This window comes from Mucilaginibacter sp. 22184, assembly GCF_052045695.1.
Classification (GTDB): Bacteria; Bacteroidota; Bacteroidia; order Sphingobacteriales; family Sphingobacteriaceae; genus Mucilaginibacter.
This window is the reverse complement of the sequence record NZ_JBQEPI010000009.1, coordinates 1-21,396: the sequence shown is the minus strand read 5'-3', so window position 1 is coordinate 21,396 and position 21,396 is coordinate 1. Positions and strand designations below refer to the sequence as shown.

The window sequence follows — 21,396 nt, the reverse complement described above, 5'->3', positions numbered from 1 at the left end:
AACGGAGGGGTAAATGGCAGTTGGTTATGGCAAAAAAACAAGTTTGTCATTCTGAGCGTAGCGAAGAATCTAATCAGCGAATAGATCCTTCGTTCCTCAGGATGACAAGCTTGTTTTTTAATTTACTATAGGAATAGCTTCTTACACCGTCAGCTTCTTATACTTAATACGCTTAGGTGCTATATCGCCCAGGCGTTTTTTGCGGTTTTCTTCGTAGTCGGTATAGTTGCCTTCAAAGAAGTATACCTGCGAGTTGCCCTCGAAAGCCAGGATGTGGGTACAGATACGGTCAAGGAACCAGCGGTCGTGACTGATCACTACAGCGCAGCCGCCAAAGTTTTCCAACGCTTCTTCCAGTGCGCGCAGTGTGTTTACATCGATATCATTAGTAGGCTCATCCAGCAACAGCACGTTCGATCCTTTTTTGAGGGTGATGGAAAGATGCACTCGGTTACGTTCACCACCTGATAATACACCTACTTTTTTCTGCTGATCGGCACCGTTAAAGTTGAATTTGGATACATAGGCCCTGGAATTTAGCGGACGGTTGCCCACCATAATGGTCTCCAACCCGCCGGTTACGTTTTCCCAAACAGATTTGTTGGGGTCAAGGTCGTCATGCATCTGGTCCACATAACCCAAAGCCACAGTTTCACCTACACGGAAGGTCCCCGCATCCGGTTTATCCTGGCCGGTGATCAAGCGGAACAGCGTGGTTTTACCAGCGCCGTTTGGCCCGATGATACCCACAATGCCTGCCGGCGGTAAGGAGAAGCTTAGGTTATCAAACAATAATTTATCGCCATATGATTTACTTACGCCATTGGCCTCAATCACCACATTACCCAAACGCGGGCCCGGTGGAATGAACAGTTCCAGCTTTTCTTCGCGTTCCTTGGTTTCTTCTGAGGCCAATTTTTCATAATTACCTAAACGGGCTTTTGATTTGGCGTGGCGACCTTTCGGACCCATGCGTACCCATTCCAGCTCGCGCTCCAGGGTTTTCTGGCGTTTGCTTTCGCTCTTTTCTTCCTGCGCCAGGCGTTTGGCTTTCTGGTCGAGCCATGAAGAATAGTTGCCTTTCCATGGAATACCTTCACCACGGTCGAGTTCCAGGATCCAACCGGCTACGTTATCCAGAAAGTAACGGTCGTGCGTTACGGCAATCACGGTACCTTTATATTGTTGTAAATGCTGCTCCAGCCAATCGATCGACTCAGCATCCAGGTGGTTGGTAGGCTCATCCAGCAACAATACATCCGGTTCTTTCAACAAAAGACGACAAAGTGCTACACGACGGCGCTCACCACCAGATAGTACCGCGATTTTAGTATCGGGTTCTGGGCAGCGCAGGGCATCCATGGCACGCTCCAGCTTGGTATCCAGTTCCCAGGCGTTCACGGCGTCTATCTGGTCCTGCAGTTCGCCCTGGCGGGCCATCAGCTTATCCATTTTATCAGCGTCGCTATAATATTCTTCCAGGCCAAATTTCTCGTTGATCTCCTCGTATTCCTTTAATAAGGCGGTAGTTTCGGCAACGCCTTCTTCCACTACTTCGCGCACGGTTTTTTCGGGATCAAGTTCGGGCTCCTGGCTCAGGTAGCCTACGGTATATCCCGGCGAAAAAACAACCTCGCCTATATTGGTTTTATCAATTCCTGCTATAATTTTTAATAAGGACGACTTACCCGAACCGTTTAAACCGATAACGCCAATTTTGGCGCCATAGAAAAACGAGAGGTAAATGTTTTTTAAAACTGTTTTTTGCGGAGGGTAGATCTTACTAACCCCAGCCATTGAAAATATGATCTTTTCGTCTGCCATATAATTGATTAAAAAAGAAATTCAAATATGGTTAAAATTGGCGGATTCCCCGAAAAGCTGACACATATAATATCTTATTTGCAGATCTCACCAAAACGCTAAATCATTTCAATATTCCCGATCGACGATTCAGTGACGGTTTTTGCTGCTTCACTCAGAAAACTACCTCATGGCACTTTACCTGCCGGTAGTTTTGCGCCATCAAAATAATAACAAATAGTATAGAAAAATGAAAAACACACATGCAATGACATTGGCGGGCTTAGGATTTGGAGCAATTGCTGATCATGTTAAAATGAGATTTGGATTAAAAGGAAGTATAATGAAAGCCCTGTTTGCTCTTTTGCTTTGGGTAATATCTACCTTGAATGTATCGGCTCAAAAATCTACCGTATTGGATGCCTTTTCCAAACATGGTATTGACGCGAAGATCCTCAATCCCGACTATCTTCAGCAACCCGATAATTACACCTATGAACTGAAACAAACCACCATAGCCGCGGGAAAAGAAACGGTGATTGACGCCAAGTTTGATCCATCCGGTGCGAAGGGTGAGGAGTGGACGGTGACTGCTGTAAATGGAAAAAATCCATCTAAGTCTGATATCAATTCCTTCCGGAAAAGTCAGAATAAAGAGTCGGCATCCAACAAAACAGATGATGCAAGTTATAAGGTGGAGAAAGAAACCTCAGGTTCGCTGGTGATCAGTTATAAGCTTGATCCTGCCGGTATTGCCAAAGACGCCTCCTTCATGAAGGATTGCCGGTTTTACATGACCATTAACCTGGGCACCAAGGAGCTGGAGCAAGTAGAAGCGCTGAATGAAAAGCCGCTGAAAATTAAAATACTCAATGCCGAAAAGTTTGACCTGGTACAAAAATATATCATGGACGACCAGGCGAAACGCTATTTTGCCACTAATCAAAATCTCAATATCCTGGCTAAATTTCTGGGACAGCAAGTTAATGTGCAAACCATTACCGAATACTCCAACTATTCCAAAAAATAACCGGTGGATCTGGTTTATCGGAAAATTAGAAATTGATATAACCGCTCTTTGGGGCTTCTGAATTAGGCAGGAGCCCTATTGGCGTTTTAATAGCTAATGAATGGCATGACGCACAGCCAACTCCCGGCGTCGCCTCTTAATACACGCGTCAGCAATGACGCGTGGAGAGAAGATGTTTCTGTTACCACCCTCTATGCGCGAAGCGGAGAGCGAGGTGATAAGCGCAGCGATGTCGGGGTGAGTCGGCACGGCATCGAACGTCCTGATCAGTAATCCAGCCAGCTTTTAAATAAAGGAGCTTTTGTTCTGCTCACTATAATCTCTTCATCCGTACAATTTTTCACCCGGAGCTTTAATTTGCCGTTAAAATAGTTATGCACCTTTTCGATAGAATTGGCATGCAGAATGTACTGGCGGTTTACCCTGAAGAAGTTTTTAGGTTCCAGTTCCTGTTCCAGCGTTTCCAGGGTTTGCGGTACCACCATTTGTTTGCCATTAAACAGGTTGGCATAAGTAATGGTTAGGTGCGAATAGAAAAACGCAATATCCTCTATGTTGACTTTTCTATAGCCATCGCGGTAGGGCAGAAAAAAACGGGTGCGGTATGTTTTAGGCTGCATTTGCCTTAGTAATTCTTCGATCAGGGGCGATTGCTGATAGGAGCGCTGTACGGAATTTTCAAACTTGGCGATGGCAGCCTCTAACTCATCCTTTTCAACTGGCTTGAGCAAATAATCTATACTGTTATATTTAAAGGCCTGCACCGCATATTCGTCATAAGCGGTTGTAAAGATTACCGGGCATTTTACATCTGCCAGGTTAAAAACCTCAAAACTTACACCATCTGCCAGTCGGATATCCATGAGGATCAGATCAGGATCTTCGTTTTCGGCAAGCCAGTCTACCGTTTTTTTAACACTGGTTAAAATATCCAGGATCACTGCATTCGGCCTGATGTTGAGCATCAGGCGCTGTATCCTGTCGGCGTTAAGCTGCTCATCTTCCAGGATCAGTATCTTTTTTATACCATTCATTTGATCAGGGGTACTTTTATCGTAAAAGTGTTATCTGTTTTTTCTATCACGGGTTTTCTATCGCTTAACAGTGCATAACGACTGACAATGTTTTCTAAACCAATACCGGTTGATTCGGGCTTTTTTATCAGCGGTAATAAGTTATTGGACACCAGCAGTTCTTCGTCATCAGTAGTGTAAATATCGATAATCAAAGGATTTTCTTTTTCGGTGCGGTTATACTTTAGGGCGTTTTCGATGAATAGCTGAAGTGTGACCGGCGGAATAAGCATATCCAGCTTTGATCTGTCAATATTTACACGAAAGATACTTCCGCCGCCCATGCGATAGTTGATCAAAAAAAGATAGGCATCCAGAAATTTGAGTTCTTCGCGCAGTGGGATCAATTCCTTTTTTGCATTAACTAGCAGGTACCGGTATACTTTGGCGAAACTCTCGGTATAATTATACCCCAATTGCTGATCCCTCAATATCAATTCTGAAAGTACGCTCAGGTTATTGAAAACAAAATGGGGGTCGAGCTGCAGCTTCAATGCCTGCAATTCTGTTTCGGCTGCCAGTTGTTTGTTCTGGGCTGCTTTAATTTCAAACTCTGCTGCCTGCATGGTAGCTGTTTTCCAGTTTCTGAGTAAAAAATCGCCGGTATTTAAGGCGCTGATCATTAAAGCCCAGAATATAATGGAAAGAAAGGCGTATACCGTTTCTCTTAAACCAACATATGGATAATGCGCATTTATAGCATCACTAAATAATAAATAGATGATCACATAGATGACTGCCAAACAAAATACAAGAAACAAAACACCAAGGATCTGGAACAGCGTTTGGGTCAACAGGCGTTTTATGGGGTGAAGCATCCACGGTATCCTTTTGTTGAGCTTTCTGTCGATGTATAAACTTAGTTCAAAAAGGACGGCACAAAATATAAGGTTGGTCAAAACGTCGGCCCATATCCTTAAAGCTGGCAAGTGAACGTAATCTCTCCAATACGTAAAGGGAAATATGATGAATAAAGTAGCATATGAACCTACAAAAGTGAATGTGATGAGGGCTACACTCTTTGCTTTGATCTTTTTCATCGTGTTAAATATTCCCCCTATGTGTTTTATCTGCCATATATGAGTAAAAAGATAAATTCAAATATGATTAAAATTGGCAGATTACCAGTAAAAAGGCAGTGTATATCTTATTTTTGTAGTGAACGTTGAGTATCAGGATTATTGCGCATACTTGTTAAATAATTATTGCGTTAAACTTAAACAATACAGCAACTGTTGGGGTTCTTTATACGTATATTGTATAGGTAGTGTGGAAATTGTTGCAATGCCTAAATGTCATGCTTGATGACGAAATTACCAGTTACGGCCGGCTTGCCTATAAAAATTGTTAATATGTTTAAACTATTTTGAATTTTTTGTATCAAACAGGTGTATTTGATTTGTATATTGTAAAATAATTCAGCAATCCGTTGAATTTTTTGATAAAAGTTGCATAATAAAGCTAAACTTTAATAGCTTGCGTATCATATCAATGTCTGTTTCTGCAAACCATTAAATGTTGGCAATATTGTTGATAAATGTTAAGTCAAGCGTCGTGGTTTGTAAAAACAAAATTAATAGATTAGGACGTTCATAAATAGAAAGGTATATATGGAAGCTAAATTTTCGCCGAGGGTTAAAGATGTTATTCAATATAGCAGGGAAGAGGCTTTACGCCTGGGGCACGACTATATCGGGACCGAACATCTTTTACTGGGGCTTATCCGGGATGGTGACGGAGTTGCAATTAAATTGCTGAAAGGTTTGAACGTTGATACCGCCAAACTGCGCCGCGCTGTTGAAGATGCCGTAAAAGGAACTATTGGAACAAACGTACATATTGGCAGTATCCCATTAACTAAACAAGCCGAGAAAGTACTAAAGATAACTTATCTTGAAGCCAAGATATTTAAAAGCGATGTAATTGGAACCGAGCACTTGCTGCTGTCCATACTTCGCGATGAGGACAACATAGCCTCGCAGATACTGATGCAGTTTAATGTAAACTACGAGGTATTTAAAGGCGAAGTGGAATCACACAAAAATGATGTAACTGACGAAATGCCTGGATCACCAACCGGCGGCGATGACGACTTTAAAGAAGAAGAAGCCTTTAGCCAGCCTAAAAAGGTATCGGACATTAAATCAAAAACACCAGTGCTTGACAATTTTGGCCGCGATTTAACCCGTGCTGCCGAAGATGGAAAGCTTGACCCTATTGTTGGTCGCGAAAAAGAGATCGAAAGGGTATCGCAGATATTATCACGTCGTAAAAAGAACAACCCTATATTAATAGGTGAACCTGGTGTTGGTAAATCGGCCATTGCCGAAGGCTTGGCATTGCGTATAGTTCAGCGTAAAGTATCACGTGTGTTGTTTAACAAACGTGTGGTTACCTTGGATCTGGCTTCATTAGTTGCCGGTACCAAATACCGTGGCCAGTTTGAAGAGCGCATGAAAGCGGTAATGAACGAACTGGAAAAATCACCTGATGTTATTTTATTTATTGATGAGATACATACTATAGTAGGTGCTGGTGGTGCTTCGGGCTCGCTTGATGCCTCCAACATGTTTAAACCTGCTTTGGCCAGGGGCGAGATACAATGCATTGGCGCCACTACTTTAGACGAGTACCGTCAGTACATCGAAAAAGATGGCGCTTTGGATCGTCGTTTCCAGAAAGTAATGGTTGAACCTGCTACTCCTGTTGAAACTATCGAAATACTGAACCGCATCAAAGAAAAATATGAAGAGCACCATGGTGTAACTTACACCCCGGAAGCTATCAATGCCTGCGTTAACTTAACTACCCGTTATATTACCGACAGGTTTTTACCAGACAAAGCTATTGATGCTTTGGACGAATCGGGCTCACGTGTTCACTTAACCAATATCCACGTGCCACAAAACATTCTGGATATTGAGCAAAAGATCGAGCAGATCAAGATCGAGAAAAACAAGGTTGTTCGCAGCCAGAAATACGAAGAAGCAGCTCAGCTACGCGATACTGAAAAGAATCTTTTAGTGGAGTTGGATCAGGCTAAAGCGTTATGGGAAGCCGAAACAAAATCAAAACGTTACACCGTAACCGAAGATAATGTTGCCGAGGTGGTATCTATGATGACCGGTATCCCTGTACAAAGGGTAGGTCAGGCCGATAGCCAGAAACTGTTGCACATGGCCGATACTGTTGGTAGCAAGATCATCGGTCAGGAAGATGCCATCAAAAAATTAACCCGTGCTATTCAGCGTACACGTGCCGGACTGAAAGATCCTAAAAAACCAATCGGTTCCTTTATTTTCTTAGGCCCAACAGGTGTTGGTAAAACAGAGCTTGCCAAAGAGCTTGCCCGCTTTATGTTTGATACTGAAGACGCGCTGATACAAATTGATATGAGCGAGTACATGGAGAAATTCGCGGTATCACGTTTGGTAGGAGCGCCTCCGGGTTACGTGGGTTATGAAGAAGGCGGACAGCTGACTGAAAAAGTACGTCGTAAACCTTATGCTGTTGTATTGCTGGATGAGATTGAAAAAGCTCACCCTGATGTGTTCAACATCCTGTTACAGGTATTGGATGAAGGACAGCTGACCGACTCATTGGGCCGCAAGGTTGACTTCAGGAACACCATCATTATCATGACATCCAACATCGGTGCCCGCCAGTTGAAAGACTTTGGTCAGGGTGTGGGTTTCAGCACCAATGCTAAAAACCTGCAAGCCGATATGCACTCACGCGGTGTTATCGAAAATGCCTTGAAACGTGCTTTTGCACCAGAGTTTTTGAACCGTATTGATGATGTGATCGTGTTTAATTCATTAGGTAAAGACGAGATCTTCAAAATTATCGATATCGAACTGGCATTCCTGTTTAGCCGTGTAAATGGTTTAGGTTTCAAAATTGAACTTACCGAAGCCGCTAAGGAGTTTATTGCCGATAAAGGTTACGATTCGCAGTTTGGTGCACGTCCGTTAAAACGTGCTATTCAGAAATACCTGGAAGACCCAATTGCCGAAGAAATATTGAAAGGTGAACTGAGCGAAGGCGATATCATGGCAGTTGATTATGATAAAGAAGCCGGCGAGATCAAGATCATTGATAAAAAAGGCGAAAGCAAAAAACCAGAACAGGAAGAACAGAAATAATTGGTCTTCTTTTAGATAATCAAAACCCGGTCACAAGCCGGGTTTTTTGTTTTATAACTTATTTTCGGGGAATAGGTTCATAATCAACCGGCAGCATTTCGGCAAAGCGGTATGATGTCCAGTCGCCTTCAAAAACAATACTGCGCGGGTTGTGGATAATGCCGTTGTTATCAAAAAAGGCGTAAGCTTCATGCTCGTCGAGGGTAGCTATGGATGTGGCAACATCCGATGCGTCTGGGGTGCGATCGGGGTTACTGTTGGCTTTTTTGTTGTACATAATATACAGGCAATCATTAAAACTCAACGCGAATAAGCCGGGCTGATCGGTACGTTTGGCAAAGGCGTTCACATCAAGCGGCTGCTTGATGAGTGTTTGCAGATATTTGTTTTTGCTATCAAACGGACCGCCTTTATATTCGGGATTAGGTTTGCGCATGAGTTTGAAAACCTCAAAACCTTCCTGCAATAATTGATTAGTAATTATGGTACGCAGAAAATGCATTGGCGAACCCAGGTAAGCGGTTTGTCTTTTCTTTTTCCACTTGCGCATTTTGGAGCTGCTGCCTGCCAGATCTTCAAATACCGATATGCCGTCGTAATACAAGAAACCCTTGGTTGGGTCGTAAGTGAATTGATTGAGCTTATATTTTATTTTGTAGCCCAGGGCCTTATTCTCTATCTCCAAAAAATCATAGGATGATGCCTGGAGTATACGTGTTTTAGCATCAAATTCCAGATCGAGTTGATCGGGGTTAAGTATTTTGCATTGTGCTGCGTTGGCCGATGTGCCGAGGAACTGATGTTTAAATATGTCATAATATTTCCCCCAGTCGGGGTTGGGCTTAATTTTTACTTCTTTAAGTTCAATAGTTTTGGGAAGCAAAGCAATCTCGGGCATAATGACATTGCTGTTAACCACACTGATAGTTTTATTATAGGTTTCATAACCAATAACAGATACAATAAGATCATACTGACCTGGTCGTACATTACCAAGAACGAAAGAGCCATCGGCAGAAGTTTTATTGCCTGCGCTGGCATTATTTAAAAAAACACTGGCATCAGGTATCGGTTTTTTGTCGTTAAGGTTGATCACTTTGCCGCTGATCTTTAACTGGGCAAAACAAAACGATGGGGATAAGAGTATTAATAGCAAGAGGAACTTCTGCATATTTAAAGGTAAACTAAAAAAATAGTTTAATGTAGTAAAATTTCTATTACGTACAGAATTATAGCGTTATTATAATATAAAAATAAAATAACCTAAAAAACGTTAAACCTTTTAATGACATTTGTGTCTTTACTAAATATTAATATCAACACATTCATTTATGAAAAAAATCTTGACTCTCGTTTGCTGCACCGTCTTATTAGCAGCAACATCTTGTACTAAAAAATACATTACACCTGGTGCCAAAACAATTTTTACAAATATCACTACAGATATGTGGCGCGTGGATAATAGTAATGCCCAAGGTTCTGTACATGGGTATACCGTAGATGTACCCGTACCAGATATTACTGATTATTATAACGATAATGGAGCAGTATTAGCTTATATCGATTATGGAGATGGCTCATATGAGCAAATACCTAATGTTTATGATAATGTTACCTTTAGGGTTACTTATTATACCGCCGGGCATTTATATATTGATGCCCAGAGTGCAACTGGCGCCGTTCCTGCAAATCCAGGACCTCTTAAACTTAAAATAGTTTTAGTGCCATAAGGATTAACTTAAAGAATTCAATAAAAAAAGCTCCCTGAATTACAGGGGGCTTTTTTATTAAATTCTTTACTTAACAAATAAGCCGCACATCAATTTGTTGGGATATTGAATGTTTTGCTTAATGAAAATACAGATCAACCTCCTGGCCGCTAACTACGGTAGTGTGCTGCCCAACATCGGTTACAACATTATAAGGAATGAAATTCAGGGCAACCACGGTAGGTCTCCTGCCGCCACCGGTTAATACCTGAATACCTGTCATATTACATGAACCATTCGGATAGTTGGAAGATTGTTGCATATTATAGGCTTCCATGGTTTCAAATATGTATTGCATCTCTGGTACATTGTTTACCGTTATGCTGTTATTATCCGGATAATAATGAATGCGGTGTGGTCCTGGAGCTGTGGGGTTGTCAACTTCCCAAAATTTAGATGTGTAATTATAATTTCCTCCGGTTGCGGCAGTTCCGCTCATGTTTCCCGTTAAGCCGGTACCGGGAGTAACAGTTATTGGCGTGCCATAAAATACGGGGCAGGTTTGGCAGGATACATACCAGTTATTAATTACCCAATAATTACCACCAAACCGGCCATTGTTGCCATATTGTAAAACCGGCTGCAGAATATGGGAGGTAGCGCTAAAGCCATCCTGTAATCCGTTAAACAGATATAGTAATTGGCCATTGTTTGCCGGAGGATTAGAAGGCACTATCCAATCGGTTGAAAATCCGGTTATGCCAGCTACAGGCACATTGTTTTGCGCATAGGTGATCCAACCCGAACCCAATCCCGGGAATGCGGAAGTGCTCAGGCTAGTTGTTTTCTTTGATTGCTCCGCATTTTTCTGTATTTGTAATTGGTCGCCAAAGTCCTCAGCCACTTTGCCTGTTTGGCTTTGAACTTTTACCAGGCGATTTCCCTGGTAGGTTAGGGCATATCCGTTTTCTATTTGATGCACCTGCGATTTGGGCCGTGCTCCGAAAGGGGTAATAACCATATCTTCCTGTACACTGACCGCTTTTTGATCATCAGCGGGTTGATTAATGGGATTGGTAGATGTTTTTTTACAACTAAAGGAAAAAAACACGGCACATACTGCAATGCCGGTGAGGATTGATGAGATGTTTTTCATAAATAGGTTTTTAATGTTAGATAATGATGTTTGCCGGCCAATTGGTTAATATTGACTGACTTAGGTAGATATTTAATACCTAAGTTAAAAAACTATAATTATAATTTATAGATATTTATGAAAATATAATCTATTATTAATAGATATAGGAGGGGGGGTATTATTAATGCAGAAAAGACTTACGAAGTTTAACTCAATGATGTTTGTTTTTAATGGTTTCGTTGAGGCCATTTTAAAACTTCGTAAGTCTGAAAATGAGTAGTTCTTTATTTTTCCATTTGCTCAATAACCGCCTGGGTTACGCCGGTGAAGGAGAAGCCGCCATCATGGAAAAGGTTTTGCATGGTTACCATACGGGTAAGATCGCTGAACAGGGTTACACAGTAATCGGCACACTGATCGGCACTGGCATTACCCAGCGGACTCATCTTTTCGGCATAGTTAACAAAACCGTCAAAGCCTTTTATCCCCGATCCTGCCGTGGTGCGGGTAGGCGATTGCGATACCGTGTTGATACGCACCTGTTTTTTGATACCATACTGATAACCAAAGTTACGGGCTATGCTTTCCAGGTAAGCCTTGTTATCGGCCATATCATTATAATCTGGGAATACACGCTGGGCCGCGATATAGGTTAGGGCCACTACGGATCCCCATTCATTAATCACATCCATTTTCATGGCTGCCTGCAATATGCGGTGCAAGCTCAGGGCCGATATATCCAGGCCTTTATGCGTAAAGTCATAATTGTTTTCGGTGTAATGGATACTTTTGCGCACGTTAACGCTCATGCCAATAGAGTGTAAAATAAAATCGACACCACCATTAAAATGTTCCTGTGTTTTGGTGAGCAGGTTGTTAATGTCGTCGCCGTTGGTAACATCGGCGGCAATAACCGGGGCATTGCATTCTTCGGCCAGTTTATTGAGCTCGCCCATACGCAAGGCGATGGGTGCGTTGGAAAGTACAATTTCGGCGCCTTCCTGTACAGCGCGTTGTGCCACCTTCCAGGCTATGGATTGATCATTCAGTGCACCAAAAATGATCCCCTTTTTACCTTTTAATAAATTATAAGCCATGTTTTGAGTTTTTATAATTGATTTATTATTTAGTTGGCGGTTTATTATATACTAAAGGGTAGTCATGCTGAACTTGCTTCAGCATCCCACATGCACGGCATAGGCACGCTGTCGATCCGCGTTATGAGATGCCGAAATAAATTCGGCATGACTTCGCTCCATTTACCTACTGCAAATTCCCCAATAATTCCCTTGCATTTTGCAGTGCGCTTTCACCAGGTTTATCACCACTCAGCATTTTGGCAATTTCCAGTACACGCTCTGGCTGATCCAGTTGTTTGATGCGGGTATAGGTAGTTGCTGCCGAATCATCTTTGTAAACAAAATAGTGATTTTGGCCTTTGCTGGCTATTTGCGGCAGGTGGGTTATGGTGATCACTTGCAGATTATCGGCCAGGTGCTCCATGATTTGCCCAACTTTATTGGCCACTTCGCCGGATACGCCCGTATCTATCTCGTCAAAAATAATGGTTGGCAAGGCGGTGTATTGCGCAATGAGCGATTTAATGCTCAGCATCAGCCGGGAAAGCTCACCGCCCGATGCCACCTTGCTCATCTCGGCCAGGGCATGACCTTTGTTTGCCGAAAACAGAAATTTGATGTAGTCGGCACCGGTTGCACCAAGTGTTACAGAAGATGAATTGCCGGAGCCCTCTTTTTCAGCTCCCCCTTTAGGGGGCAGGGGGGCATGCTCAATCTTCAATGCCGAATTGCCCATACCCATTTCGGCCAGAGTTGCCAGTACCTGTTTTTCAATTGCCGGAATGGCTTTTATACGGTTGGCGGTTAATTGTGCTGCCAGTTTTTCCAGCTCGCTTCTATCGGCAATTAATTGTTTTTGCAGTTGCTCTACAGCCTCATCACTAAATAATACTTTCTGTATTTTGTCCGACAGATCATCCTGGATAGCCAATAGCTCGGCATTGGTATTTACCCGGTGTTTTTTCTGTAGATTATAGATCAGGCTCAGGCGGGTATTGATCTCCTCAACCCGGACCTCGTTGGTTTGGGTACGTTGTTCGATGGTTTCAATTTCAGCAGCGATATCCTTGAGTTCGATGATGGTACTGCTTAATCTTTGATGCAGCTCTTCTATCTGGGTATCAAATTTTTCGAGATTGCCCAGTTGCTGGCCTGCTTCTTTTAACTGTGTTAATGCCGATGCCTCGCTTTCCTGTATCAGGTAGTAGGCGCCAAAAAGATTGCGTTTTATTTCTTCGGCATTGTTTAATGCGTATAACTCTTTTTCCAGCAGCTCCTGTTCATCAGGATGCAGCGCGACTTTTTCCAATTCATCAAACTGAAACTGGAAGTAATCCAGATCGGTTTTGGCTTTTTCACTGTCGGTTATCAATTCGTTAAGGCGCGCAACGGATTTTCGGTAAGCCTTATATTTAGTTTGATAATCACTCAGCAGCTCATCATGTTTGGCAACCGAATCAACTACCAGCAATTGAAATTCCGGATCGTTTATTTCAAGCGTGGCATGCTGGGAGTGAATATCGATCAGTTTTTCGCCCAGTTGTTTCAACGCGGTCAAATTAACCGGTGTGTCATTCACAAAAGCTCTGGACTTGCCATCGGCAGATATTTCACGGCGCAGAACGGTTTCGGCTTCATAATCCAGGTCGTTGTCTTCAAAAAACGATTTCAGATGAAAGCCGTCAATTTTAAACAAGCCTTCAATAACGCATTTTTTTTGCTGATTAAAAAAGTAACGACTCTCGGCCCGTTGCCCTAAAATGAGCGACAATGCACCCAGGATGATCGATTTACCCGCACCGGTTTCGCCGGTAAGGATGTTTAATCCCTTACCAAAACTTATCTCCAGGTTATCAATTAAAGCGTAGTTGTTGATGGTTAGCTTTTGAAGCATAAAAAAAGTGTCCTTATTTTATTAAGGACACTAAATTACGAAATTCGATGTATTGGGATAATAATAAAACTATCTATTAGTGGTATCGGCCTTAGCGTCAGAATCGTATTTGTTATCGTACTTATAATCGTATTGATAGTTATAAGCCTGTTTACGATATTCTTCCATCTTTTTCTTAAAAGCAGGGCTGTTGGTGTATTCGTGTAATCTTTTTGAGGCCTGTTCAAGCAGTTCCTTCTCTTTTTTCAACTCCGGATTGTTTTGGTACGACCGCATTTGCTCGCCCAACTTTCTCATTTCGGCCTGCTGTTCCTTCATCTGCGGGTTACTATAAGCCTTTCTCATGCTGTCGCCCATCATTCTTAGTTCGGCTTGTTTTTTACGAAACTCCGGCGAATCATATTTGGCGCGCATTTGTTCGCCCATCTTTTTCATTTCGTCGGTTTGTTGTTTTATCTCGGCTGGTATTTTGCTTTGCAACTCATCCTGGTATTTGCGATAATTTTCGTCTTTGCTATCATCAATATAATTATGGTTGTGGGGTATGCCGTATTTCTTTTCCAGTTGCTCGTTCATCTGCTTAAACTCCTGACTTTTAAAATAGGCTCCCATTTTTTCGCCTGCTTGCCGCATTTTTTCGCTAAGCTCTTTGGTTTCACTGCCATCACCCACTTCTTTTTGATATTCAGCGGCAATTTTCTGCTGGCGTTCCTGCAATTGTTTCATTTCCGGGCGATTATAATAATCGGCCATGGCCTGGCCTTTCTGTTGAAGCAATTCAGATTGCCTTTTAAAGTCGGCGCTGTTATAATATTTACTCATGGCTTCGGCATGTTTGGTTACCTCGGCGGTTAAGCGGTTTAGTTCGGCATCGTTAAGGCCGTATCTCTCGGCCATGTGTTTTTCATGATTGGCCTGGTTTTCTTTTGCCTTTTTATAAGCTACTACTTTTTTCGATTTTACTGCTGATTTACGGATAGTGTCAATTGGTTCGGCGATAACTTTTGGGAAAGCCAGTTTTTTGATAGAAAGTTTTCCGTTTTTGATGGTTGGGTTTAACCATGCTATGCTACTTATGCTGGCGGCCATTATAGCAACGGCCACAAGCAGGTGGCGTATGTTGCCCATTGGTTTTGTTGTTTTCATGATACGTTCAATTCTGGTTAATAAAGGATATTTTTTGCTGGTAGCAGCCAATGCCAGTCGCAGATCTGTATGCCGGGTTTGCTCTAATTTTAAAAGGGCCTGGGCATATATTAATGGTTGAGCGGTGGTTTGCACTACCAGATCGTCGCAGCGGTTTTCGCGCTCCTGGTTTATGAGTTTGTTAATTAATTGGGCAAAGGGATTAAAGAAAAGCAATACGGTTATCAGCTGCTGAATCATATTCAGCAGGTAATCGTTCCGTTTAATATGTGATAGCTCGTGTAATAAGATAGCCTCGATCTCGGTTGCCGTCAGGTATGTGGTAAGCGTGATAGGTAAAAGGATAATAGGTTTAAAATAACCGATCATGCAAGGCACATCTACCATGCGGCTGAAATTTACGCTTACATATTTATGGATACACAGCTTTTTGCAAAGGTTATCAACGTAGATCTGTACTTCATCGGCAGGGATCATGGTGTTTTTAATAAGACTTAACTTTTGCAGGTTAAGGCCCATTCGTAACAGGTTAAACACAAGGCCGGCAAAGTATAATGCCGAAACATAGGGCAGGTATCCCTCAATAATGTAATTTAAGCGGGCTGCGGGGATAGCATGTGTAGCAGCGTTTAACGGAAAATCAAAGTGCGGCAACAAGCCTGGTGAAGTAACCGCGGCCAGATCAACCCATACATGTTGTTGTATCTGCACTGCAAATGTGTAGATAAACCAGGTGCAGATGGTAAAAATACCCGTCATGCCCAGGTTATGTTTTTTCACCGACGACATGGACGGCGCACAAGTGAACAACAAGTGCAATACAAACCATACCAATAATCCCTGCCACAAGGAGTGGATGATGGTGATGCCTAAAACCTGGCTTATGTTGTAGAACAGATTTTCCATGATTGTTTATTTTTTATCCTGATCAAATTGGTTAAGGAAATTTTTAATAGCGTCGATCTCATCGGCCGATGCCCGGTGCTGGCCCAGCGCCTGTATCACCAGATCGGATGTTGAACCTTTAAATACAGTAGACAATATTTTATCCAAAGCGTTGCTTTGCGCCTGCTCCTGGGTAAATAATGCTTTATACAGATGCGTTTTTGATGTGGTGTCGCGCTCAACCAAACCTTTGTCGTGCATAATCTGCATCAGCTTTAGCGTAGTAGTATAACCGGCATCCTTGGTTTGGGCCAGTTGCTCGTGCACATCGCGCACGGTACATTGGCCTTTATTCCAGATCACCTGTAATATCTCCAGCTCGCTTTCTGTTGGTTTTATATCCATGTTGTTTCTTAATACGAATTTCTTCGTACAAATATCTACGATGAATTTCGTATTTGCAAGAATTTTGTGAAAATAATTTTTGAGGAGGAGGAAATCGGGATTATAGAGTCCACTTGGGGTCTATGGAGCGGGTAATCGCTCCTGAAAAGACAGGATTGAATTTGAAAGCATGGGAGTGTGCGATTCCCTCCCTCGGGAGGGGCAGGGAGGGGTTTTAAGCCACCTGCATCACGAAGAAACCCCTCCCTGCTACCACACTATCCATCACACCCCTCCCGAGGGAGGGAATCTTAGCTGCAAAATAGCCCCTCTGCCACTTGATAGACCATGCCTCTGAAAGTGTCAAAAAGTGGGTTTACATGTAAACCCACTTTTTGACACTTTATTTTATATAATTATTTGATTTACAGTTATATAACTCGATTTTAACCATAAAAAGTGTAAACCCATGTAAACCCACTTTTACAAGACGGCCAACTTGTTCAGGAGTTACCTTGCTTAGCGCGAAGTAGGACTGGTACCCTGCAGGGTTTGGTACTTATTACCATTGGCCGGATCGGCCTGTACCAGTATATTCATGGCCTGCAAACGATCCTGGGGCTCGGCCTTGGTAAATAGCGATACCAGTTCATCGCTTTTGGCGGTATAAAATATAAGCGGGAGCATAGCGCCCACGCGTAGCCTGTCAACCTGTTGTAGAGATGGCAAAAAGGAGGAGATAGCTTTAAGCGCTTTAGAGGTATTATCGGTCATGATATCCAAACCATTGCGATGATAATCATACAGAAAGCTGCGCAGGGGAGCATAAGCTTTATTGTTGAGGTTTTCGCATAGCCAATACCGGTTAATGTTTCCGTCAAAAGCTTTCCAGCCACGGTACGACCCGGTTTGCGCGTTATTGATCACCGTTTGCGCTGCCGCAAAATAGGGCGATCCGCCGTAAGGTGAAAACGTGTCATAATCAAGCCCGATGATCACGTAGGCATAAAACGCCATGATGGAACTCAGGTTACTCTGAAAACTCTGGTCGGTATAATCAATGGTTTGGCCTTCGTTATAAATAAAATCAACATCCTTATCAGTCAGGTTGATAATGGTAGAGTTATACGTTGAGCCATAAACCGGTCGTGAGGATTGTACCTGGAGCTCGCCGCTAAAATTGCTGCTGCCATCCCAGTTGGTAATGTTCAATACAAAATTACAATCTATCCTTTCCTGGGGTTGTATAGGATCGGCACTCCATTTACGGCCATTCAAAAAATCCTTCATGGCTGTTTCCAGTGTCTGAAAGATACGCTTGTTGCTGCCCTGTATTTTGGGCGAAAGCACCTGTACCCGCGCGTTAAGATCCTGGGCTGCAACCCTGAAACCTGCGAGGGTTAAAATGATATAAAAGAATATTTTTTTCATCTGTTGATGAGTTGGGCAACTTTAAGGCAAATGTCTTGCGCCACAGCTTCCTTACTTTTAAGTTCAAATACTGTTTTTTGAAGGTCGCGGTCAATAATGGTTACCTTGTTGGTGTCCTTTTTGAAACCGGCCCCGGCGTCGTTAAGCGAATTTAGCACAATAAAATCAAGATTTTTTCTTTGCAGCTTGCTTATTGCATTTTGTTCTTCGTCATTAGTTTCCAGGGCAAAGCCAACCAGTATCTGATCCGGTGTTTTCTGCTCGCCGAGGTATTTTAAAATATCGGTAGTTTTTTTAAGCTCGATGCTAAAACCGCTATCCTGTTTTTTGATCTTTTGTTCGGCTACGTGAACCGGGGTATAGTCGGCCACAGCGGCGCTCATGATGCAGGCTTTTGCGGTTTTAAAGTTGCTCTCACAGGCGGCTAGCATCTCTGCTGCCGAGGTTACATTTATCCGTTTGATGTTTTGCTGATGGCTTACTTCTGCCGAAGGACCGCTGATTAATGTAACATCGGCTCCCATAGCGGCCAGTTCATCAGCAATGGCAAAGCCCATTTTACCGGAGGAATGATTACCGATGAAACGTACTGGATCAATAGCCTCATACGTAGGGCCGGCGGTAACCACAATATTATGATTGGCTAAAAGGAGTTTTTTTTTTAGGGTTGATGATAAAAAGGCAACGATCTCATCAGGCTCGGCCATCCGACCCTCGCCGTATAAACCGCTGGCCAGCTCGCCTGATCCGGGGGCTATCAATACATTACCATAAGACTGCAGTCTGGTTACATTTTGCCGTGTAGCCGGATGCAGCCACATATCCAGATCCATAGCGGGTGCAAAATACACAGGGCACTTGGCCGATAGATAAACTGCCAGCAGCAAATTATCGCAAATACCATTGGCCATTTTGGCCAGGGTATTGGCACTTGCCGGAGCTATGATCAGCATATCGGCCCATAAACCCAACTCCACGTGATTGTTCCACTCGCCGGTATCCGGCTTAAAATAGTTAACGTGCACAGGATTTTTGGAAAGGGTAGCGAGGGTAAGCGGGGTAATAAAATGAGTGGCATCTTGCGTCATCACCACTTTTACATGCGCGCCTGCTTTAACCAATAATCTAACCAACAGGGCCGATTTATAAGCGGCTATGCTACCGCAAACACCCAGTACTATATTTTTACCTTCTAACATTTAAATTAAAGTCAAAATTCAAAAGTCAAAATTCAAAAGAATTCTGACTTCGCTGTGTGAAGATACATAAAAAATAAAAGTCAAAATTCAAAAACGCCTATGCAAGCAATTTTGAATTTTGACTTTTAGCTTTTGACTTGAAAAAGAGCTTACGCTTCCTTAGTAGGGTTACGGTAGTAAACCTTATCGTCTAAAAATTCCTGAACGGCTACCAATGATGGTTTTGGCAGTTTCTCGTAATATTTAGAGATCTCGATTTGCTCGCGGTTTTCAAAAACTTCTTCCAGGTTGTCATTTGATGATGCAAACTCAGAAAGCTTTTGGTGTAACTCTTCTTTGATATTGTTTGATATCTGGTTCGCTCTTTTTGACATAATTACAAGCGACTCATATATATTGTTAGTGTTTACATCCAGCTCGCGTAAATCGCGGGTTACAGTGCTGCTCGCTACTGCTGGTTTGTTCGTGTTATTTGCTGTCATATATCAATTTTTTTAATATGGTATTTTTTGTTGCTGGTTCTTTTCTGATGGCGGTTGTGTTTTTAAGGTATCTTTTCCTTTTTCCGCTAATTTTTTGGCTACTCTGTCATTGCTTAAAGCCTCGGCAAGAATGCGTTTGGCATTCTGAATGCCGCGCTCACTATCTTTGGCTAATGCTTTTACATCGTGACCGTAGGCACTATTTGGATATTTTTCGTTAAACTGATTGGCGTAAACCTCGGCCTGGGTATAACGATCTTCCTGTTTGTATTCCAAACTATGATAGGCGTATAAATATTGTGCCTTAACGGTAAGATACTCCATTTCTTCGGCATACTTGGTATCCGGGTAATCACGTAACGCATTATTAAAGGCGATTACCGCCGATTGATAATCGCTGATGGTTAAATACAACTTAGCATTAGCGTAAGCCTTTGTTTCCAGCTTATCGCGCAGGTTTTGTATCAGCTTGCTTGCTTCGGTAACACGGTCGCTTTTAGGGTATAAGTTAATAAACAACTGTAATGCCTCGATAGCTTTCATGGTATTATCCTGGTCAAGCGAGTATATAGGCGAATCCAGGTAATAGCAATAAGCCGAGAAGAAACGGCATTCTTCGGCCCGGGTACTTGATGGATAGGTATCGGCAAAGGTTTTGAAGTGATATCTTGCAGATGTATAGTCCTTCAGCTTATAGTTGGTGAAGGCATAATAATAAAACAGGTCTTCCGCCTCAGCACGTCCGCGATAACGCTCAACCAGCACCTCAAATAAGCCCAAAGCCTTGTTATAATCTTTTTGATTATAGTATTTGATGGCCTCCTGGTATTTTTTGGCGTAATCGTTACTTGCTTTTAACTTTTCGTATTTGCTTTTACAACTGCCCAATGTAATAATTAACAGAGCTAAAACACTGGCTAATAACGTAAGTTGCTTTTTAAACATTTTGCAAAGATAGGTGAATAATATAAATCAGTCAATTATTTATTTATCAGCGAATATATAACGTGTTTCCTGCTCCTTATGTATATAACAAACTATTTAACATCTTTTAACGATTGGGCTCGTGTAGATAGCTTGTATAGTCTGGTCAAATTCTGCCCGGACTAGTGAAATGGGGTAGTATACTATATAGTATATAAGCAGAAAAATAGCGTCATGTTTTTCTTGAACTATCAGCTATGTGCATCCTGTTATATATAGCATAGATAAGTGCCGAATAAAATCTCTTTTATTTAGTCGGTGAAGCGGCCTATACAACTACCCTATATATAGTATATAAGTAACATAAGCAAGGTTGGGGTTGTATTGCTTAAAAATACCGGGTAAATGGCGACTTTATTAACAAAGATGAGCCGCCATAGTTGATTTTATAGGTAAATACCCGATTTACACATCTGGGGAATAAAATTTCTTGCTGATTATTAACACCTTATGCACATGTGTTAAGTATTTGTTAAAAACAGTTTGCGAAATTGATTTCTATGCATACCTTTGCAGCCCGCAAACGAGGAAGCGGGGTTGTTCTTAGAAAGGTTACTGAAGAGGTTTTTGAAGAGAGATAAGTGAAATTGAAAGACAAAAAATAAAGCCAAAAAAACTTCAAATAAAATTTCGGATTTCAAAAAAGGTTTCGCACCTTTGCAGCCCGCTGAGGAGGAAGAGAAAAGGGAAAGAGAGGCGGTCAAAACTTAGAATAAAAAAAAGAAAAAAAAGTTTTGGAAATAAGAAAAAGGTTTCTACCTTTGCACTCCCGAAACGAAGGAAAGAAAAAGCGGAAACGCTGAGTGGGAAAGAAGGGAAAGCCAAAGCGAATTTGGCAGCAAAACAAAAGACGGGAAAACGAAAGTTAACCCGGGTAAAAAGAGAAGTCAGAGCGATTCTGGCGGACAGAAAAATGAAAGTTTGATCACGACGCAAGAAGTGAGAAGATATACCAAGCGGATCTGAGATAGTGAAGCGACAAGTTCTTTTAAGAAATAGAAAATCATGTAGCGT

17 protein-coding genes are annotated in these 21,396 nt (G+C 42.2%); 3 read left to right on the top strand and 14 right to left on the bottom strand.

Annotated features, from left to right (window positions below):
* Nucleotides 1-141: 141 nt before the first annotated feature.
* Complete coding sequence (ettA, locus tag ACTJKG_RS19950; protein ID WP_172337462.1) at nucleotides 142-1,824, bottom strand: energy-dependent translational throttle protein EttA; 1,683 nt, start codon at nucleotides 1,822-1,824, stop codon at nucleotides 142-144.
* A 322-nt stretch (nucleotides 1,825-2,146) separates the two neighbouring features.
* Between ettA and ACTJKG_RS19945 the strand changes: the two genes are divergently transcribed.
* Nucleotides 2,147-2,833: a hypothetical protein gene (locus ACTJKG_RS19945; RefSeq protein WP_440740230.1), complete on the top strand. Its 687-nt coding sequence runs from the start codon at nucleotides 2,147-2,149 to the stop codon at nucleotides 2,831-2,833.
* 266 nt (nucleotides 2,834-3,099) lie between these two features.
* Here ACTJKG_RS19945 and ACTJKG_RS19940 read toward each other — a convergent pair whose 3' ends face one another.
* Both ACTJKG_RS19940 and ACTJKG_RS19935 read right to left on the bottom strand, forming a co-directional pair.
* A complete protein-coding gene (locus tag ACTJKG_RS19940) occupies nucleotides 3,100-3,867 on the bottom strand; it encodes a LytR/AlgR family response regulator transcription factor (protein WP_440740229.1) in 768 nt (255 codons plus the stop codon).
* The gene (locus ACTJKG_RS19935; RefSeq protein ID WP_440740228.1) at nucleotides 3,864-4,946 is read right to left on the bottom strand and encodes a sensor histidine kinase; all 1,083 of its coding nucleotides are present in this window, start codon (nucleotides 4,944-4,946) and stop codon (nucleotides 3,864-3,866) included. Before ACTJKG_RS19935 ends, ACTJKG_RS19940 begins: the two co-directional genes overlap by 4 nt.
* A gap of 570 nt (nucleotides 4,947-5,516) precedes the next feature.
* Here ACTJKG_RS19935 and ACTJKG_RS19930 point away from each other — a divergent pair.
* Nucleotides 5,517-8,051, top strand: a complete 2,535-nt coding sequence (locus ACTJKG_RS19930) for an ATP-dependent Clp protease ATP-binding subunit (protein WP_172337458.1) — start codon at nucleotides 5,517-5,519, stop codon at nucleotides 8,049-8,051.
* 58 nt (nucleotides 8,052-8,109) lie between these two features.
* Here ACTJKG_RS19930 and ACTJKG_RS19925 read toward each other — a convergent pair whose 3' ends face one another.
* A complete protein-coding gene (locus tag ACTJKG_RS19925) occupies nucleotides 8,110-9,222 on the bottom strand; it encodes a carboxypeptidase-like regulatory domain-containing protein (RefSeq protein WP_172337457.1) in 1,113 nt (370 codons plus the stop codon).
* Between the two features lie 160 nt (nucleotides 9,223-9,382).
* Between ACTJKG_RS19925 and ACTJKG_RS19920 the strand changes: the two genes are divergently transcribed.
* On the top strand, nucleotides 9,383-9,781 hold the full coding sequence (locus tag ACTJKG_RS19920) for a hypothetical protein (RefSeq protein ID WP_172337456.1): 399 nt from the start codon (nucleotides 9,383-9,385) through the stop codon (nucleotides 9,779-9,781).
* Between the two features lie 118 nt (nucleotides 9,782-9,899).
* On the opposite strand, the gene ACTJKG_RS19915 is transcribed toward ACTJKG_RS19920, so the two are convergent.
* The 10 genes from ACTJKG_RS19915 to ACTJKG_RS19870 form a co-directional block, all read right to left on the bottom strand.
* The gene (locus tag ACTJKG_RS19915) at nucleotides 9,900-10,916 is read right to left on the bottom strand and encodes a hypothetical protein (RefSeq protein WP_440740227.1); all 1,017 of its coding nucleotides are present in this window, start codon (nucleotides 10,914-10,916) and stop codon (nucleotides 9,900-9,902) included.
* A gap of 266 nt (nucleotides 10,917-11,182) precedes the next feature.
* A complete protein-coding gene (locus ACTJKG_RS19910) occupies nucleotides 11,183-11,995 on the bottom strand; it encodes an enoyl-ACP reductase FabI (RefSeq protein WP_172337454.1) in 813 nt (270 codons plus the stop codon).
* Nucleotides 11,996-12,161: 166 nt separating this feature from the next.
* Nucleotides 12,162-13,871: a DNA repair protein RecN gene (gene recN, locus ACTJKG_RS19905; RefSeq protein ID WP_440740226.1), complete on the bottom strand. Its 1,710-nt coding sequence runs from the start codon at nucleotides 13,869-13,871 to the stop codon at nucleotides 12,162-12,164.
* Between the two features lie 69 nt (nucleotides 13,872-13,940).
* A complete protein-coding gene (locus tag ACTJKG_RS19900; protein WP_172337451.1) occupies nucleotides 13,941-15,923 on the bottom strand; it encodes a M56 family metallopeptidase in 1,983 nt (660 codons plus the stop codon).
* Between the two features lie 6 nt (nucleotides 15,924-15,929).
* Entirely contained in the window at nucleotides 15,930-16,307 is a 378-nt protein-coding gene (locus ACTJKG_RS19895; protein WP_172337450.1) for a BlaI/MecI/CopY family transcriptional regulator, read from the bottom strand.
* Nucleotides 16,308-16,805: 498 nt separating this feature from the next.
* The gene (locus ACTJKG_RS19890) at nucleotides 16,806-17,717 is read right to left on the bottom strand and encodes a DUF4835 family protein (RefSeq protein ID WP_172337449.1); all 912 of its coding nucleotides are present in this window, start codon (nucleotides 17,715-17,717) and stop codon (nucleotides 16,806-16,808) included.
* Entirely contained in the window at nucleotides 17,714-18,916 is a 1,203-nt protein-coding gene (gene coaBC / locus ACTJKG_RS19885) for a bifunctional phosphopantothenoylcysteine decarboxylase/phosphopantothenate--cysteine ligase CoaBC (protein WP_440740225.1), read from the bottom strand. Before coaBC ends, ACTJKG_RS19890 begins: the two co-directional genes overlap by 4 nt.
* A 149-nt stretch (nucleotides 18,917-19,065) precedes the next feature.
* Nucleotides 19,066-19,398: a DNA-directed RNA polymerase subunit omega gene (locus tag ACTJKG_RS19880; protein ID WP_172337447.1), complete on the bottom strand. Its 333-nt coding sequence runs from the start codon at nucleotides 19,396-19,398 to the stop codon at nucleotides 19,066-19,068.
* Nucleotides 19,399-19,410: 12 nt separating this feature from the next.
* On the bottom strand, nucleotides 19,411-20,343 hold the full coding sequence (locus ACTJKG_RS19875) for an outer membrane protein assembly factor BamD (protein WP_172337446.1): 933 nt from the start codon (nucleotides 20,341-20,343) through the stop codon (nucleotides 19,411-19,413).
* Nucleotides 20,344-21,000: 657 nt separating this feature from the next.
* A partial coding sequence (locus ACTJKG_RS19870) for a hypothetical protein (protein ID WP_440740224.1) occupies nucleotides 21,001-21,396 on the bottom strand: 396 nt, incomplete at its 5' end.

What these genes read in the sequence shown, in the direction of transcription:
- ACTJKG_RS19945 (WP_440740230.1), top strand. Translation starts at nt 2,147, where the DNA reads ATGAAAGCCCTGTTTGCTCTTTTGCTTTGGGTAATATCTACCTTGAAT.
- ACTJKG_RS19930 (WP_172337458.1), top strand. Translation starts at nt 5,517, where the DNA reads ATGGAAGCTAAATTTTCGCCGAGGGTTAAAGATGTTATTCAATATAGC.
- coaBC (WP_440740225.1), bottom strand. Translation starts at nt 18,916, where the DNA reads ATGTTAGAAGGTAAAAATATAGTACTGGGTGTTTGCGGTAGCATAGCC.
- ACTJKG_RS19910 (WP_172337454.1), bottom strand. Translation starts at nt 11,995, where the DNA reads ATGGCTTATAATTTATTAAAAGGTAAAAAGGGGATCATTTTTGGTGCA.
- ACTJKG_RS19940 (WP_440740229.1), bottom strand. Translation starts at nt 3,867, where the DNA reads ATGAATGGTATAAAAAAGATACTGATCCTGGAAGATGAGCAGCTTAAC.
- ettA (WP_172337462.1), bottom strand. Translation starts at nt 1,824, where the DNA reads ATGGCAGACGAAAAGATCATATTTTCAATGGCTGGGGTTAGTAAGATC.
- ACTJKG_RS19890 (WP_172337449.1), bottom strand. Translation starts at nt 17,717, where the DNA reads ATGAAAAAAATATTCTTTTATATCATTTTAACCCTCGCAGGTTTCAGG.
- ACTJKG_RS19925 (WP_172337457.1), bottom strand. Translation starts at nt 9,222, where the DNA reads ATGCAGAAGTTCCTCTTGCTATTAATACTCTTATCCCCATCGTTTTGT.
- ACTJKG_RS19935 (WP_440740228.1), bottom strand. Translation starts at nt 4,946, where the DNA reads ATGAAAAAGATCAAAGCAAAGAGTGTAGCCCTCATCACATTCACTTTT.
- ACTJKG_RS19920 (WP_172337456.1), top strand. Translation starts at nt 9,383, where the DNA reads ATGAAAAAAATCTTGACTCTCGTTTGCTGCACCGTCTTATTAGCAGCA.
- ACTJKG_RS19915 (WP_440740227.1), bottom strand. Translation starts at nt 10,916, where the DNA reads ATGAAAAACATCTCATCAATCCTCACCGGCATTGCAGTATGTGCCGTG.
- ACTJKG_RS19875 (WP_172337446.1), bottom strand. Translation starts at nt 20,343, where the DNA reads ATGTTTAAAAAGCAACTTACGTTATTAGCCAGTGTTTTAGCTCTGTTA.
- ACTJKG_RS19895 (WP_172337450.1), bottom strand. Translation starts at nt 16,307, where the DNA reads ATGGATATAAAACCAACAGAAAGCGAGCTGGAGATATTACAGGTGATC.
- recN (WP_440740226.1), bottom strand. Translation starts at nt 13,871, where the DNA reads ATGCTTCAAAAGCTAACCATCAACAACTACGCTTTAATTGATAACCTG.
- ACTJKG_RS19900 (WP_172337451.1), bottom strand. Translation starts at nt 15,923, where the DNA reads ATGGAAAATCTGTTCTACAACATAAGCCAGGTTTTAGGCATCACCATC.
- ACTJKG_RS19880 (WP_172337447.1), bottom strand. Translation starts at nt 19,398, where the DNA reads ATGACAGCAAATAACACGAACAAACCAGCAGTAGCGAGCAGCACTGTA.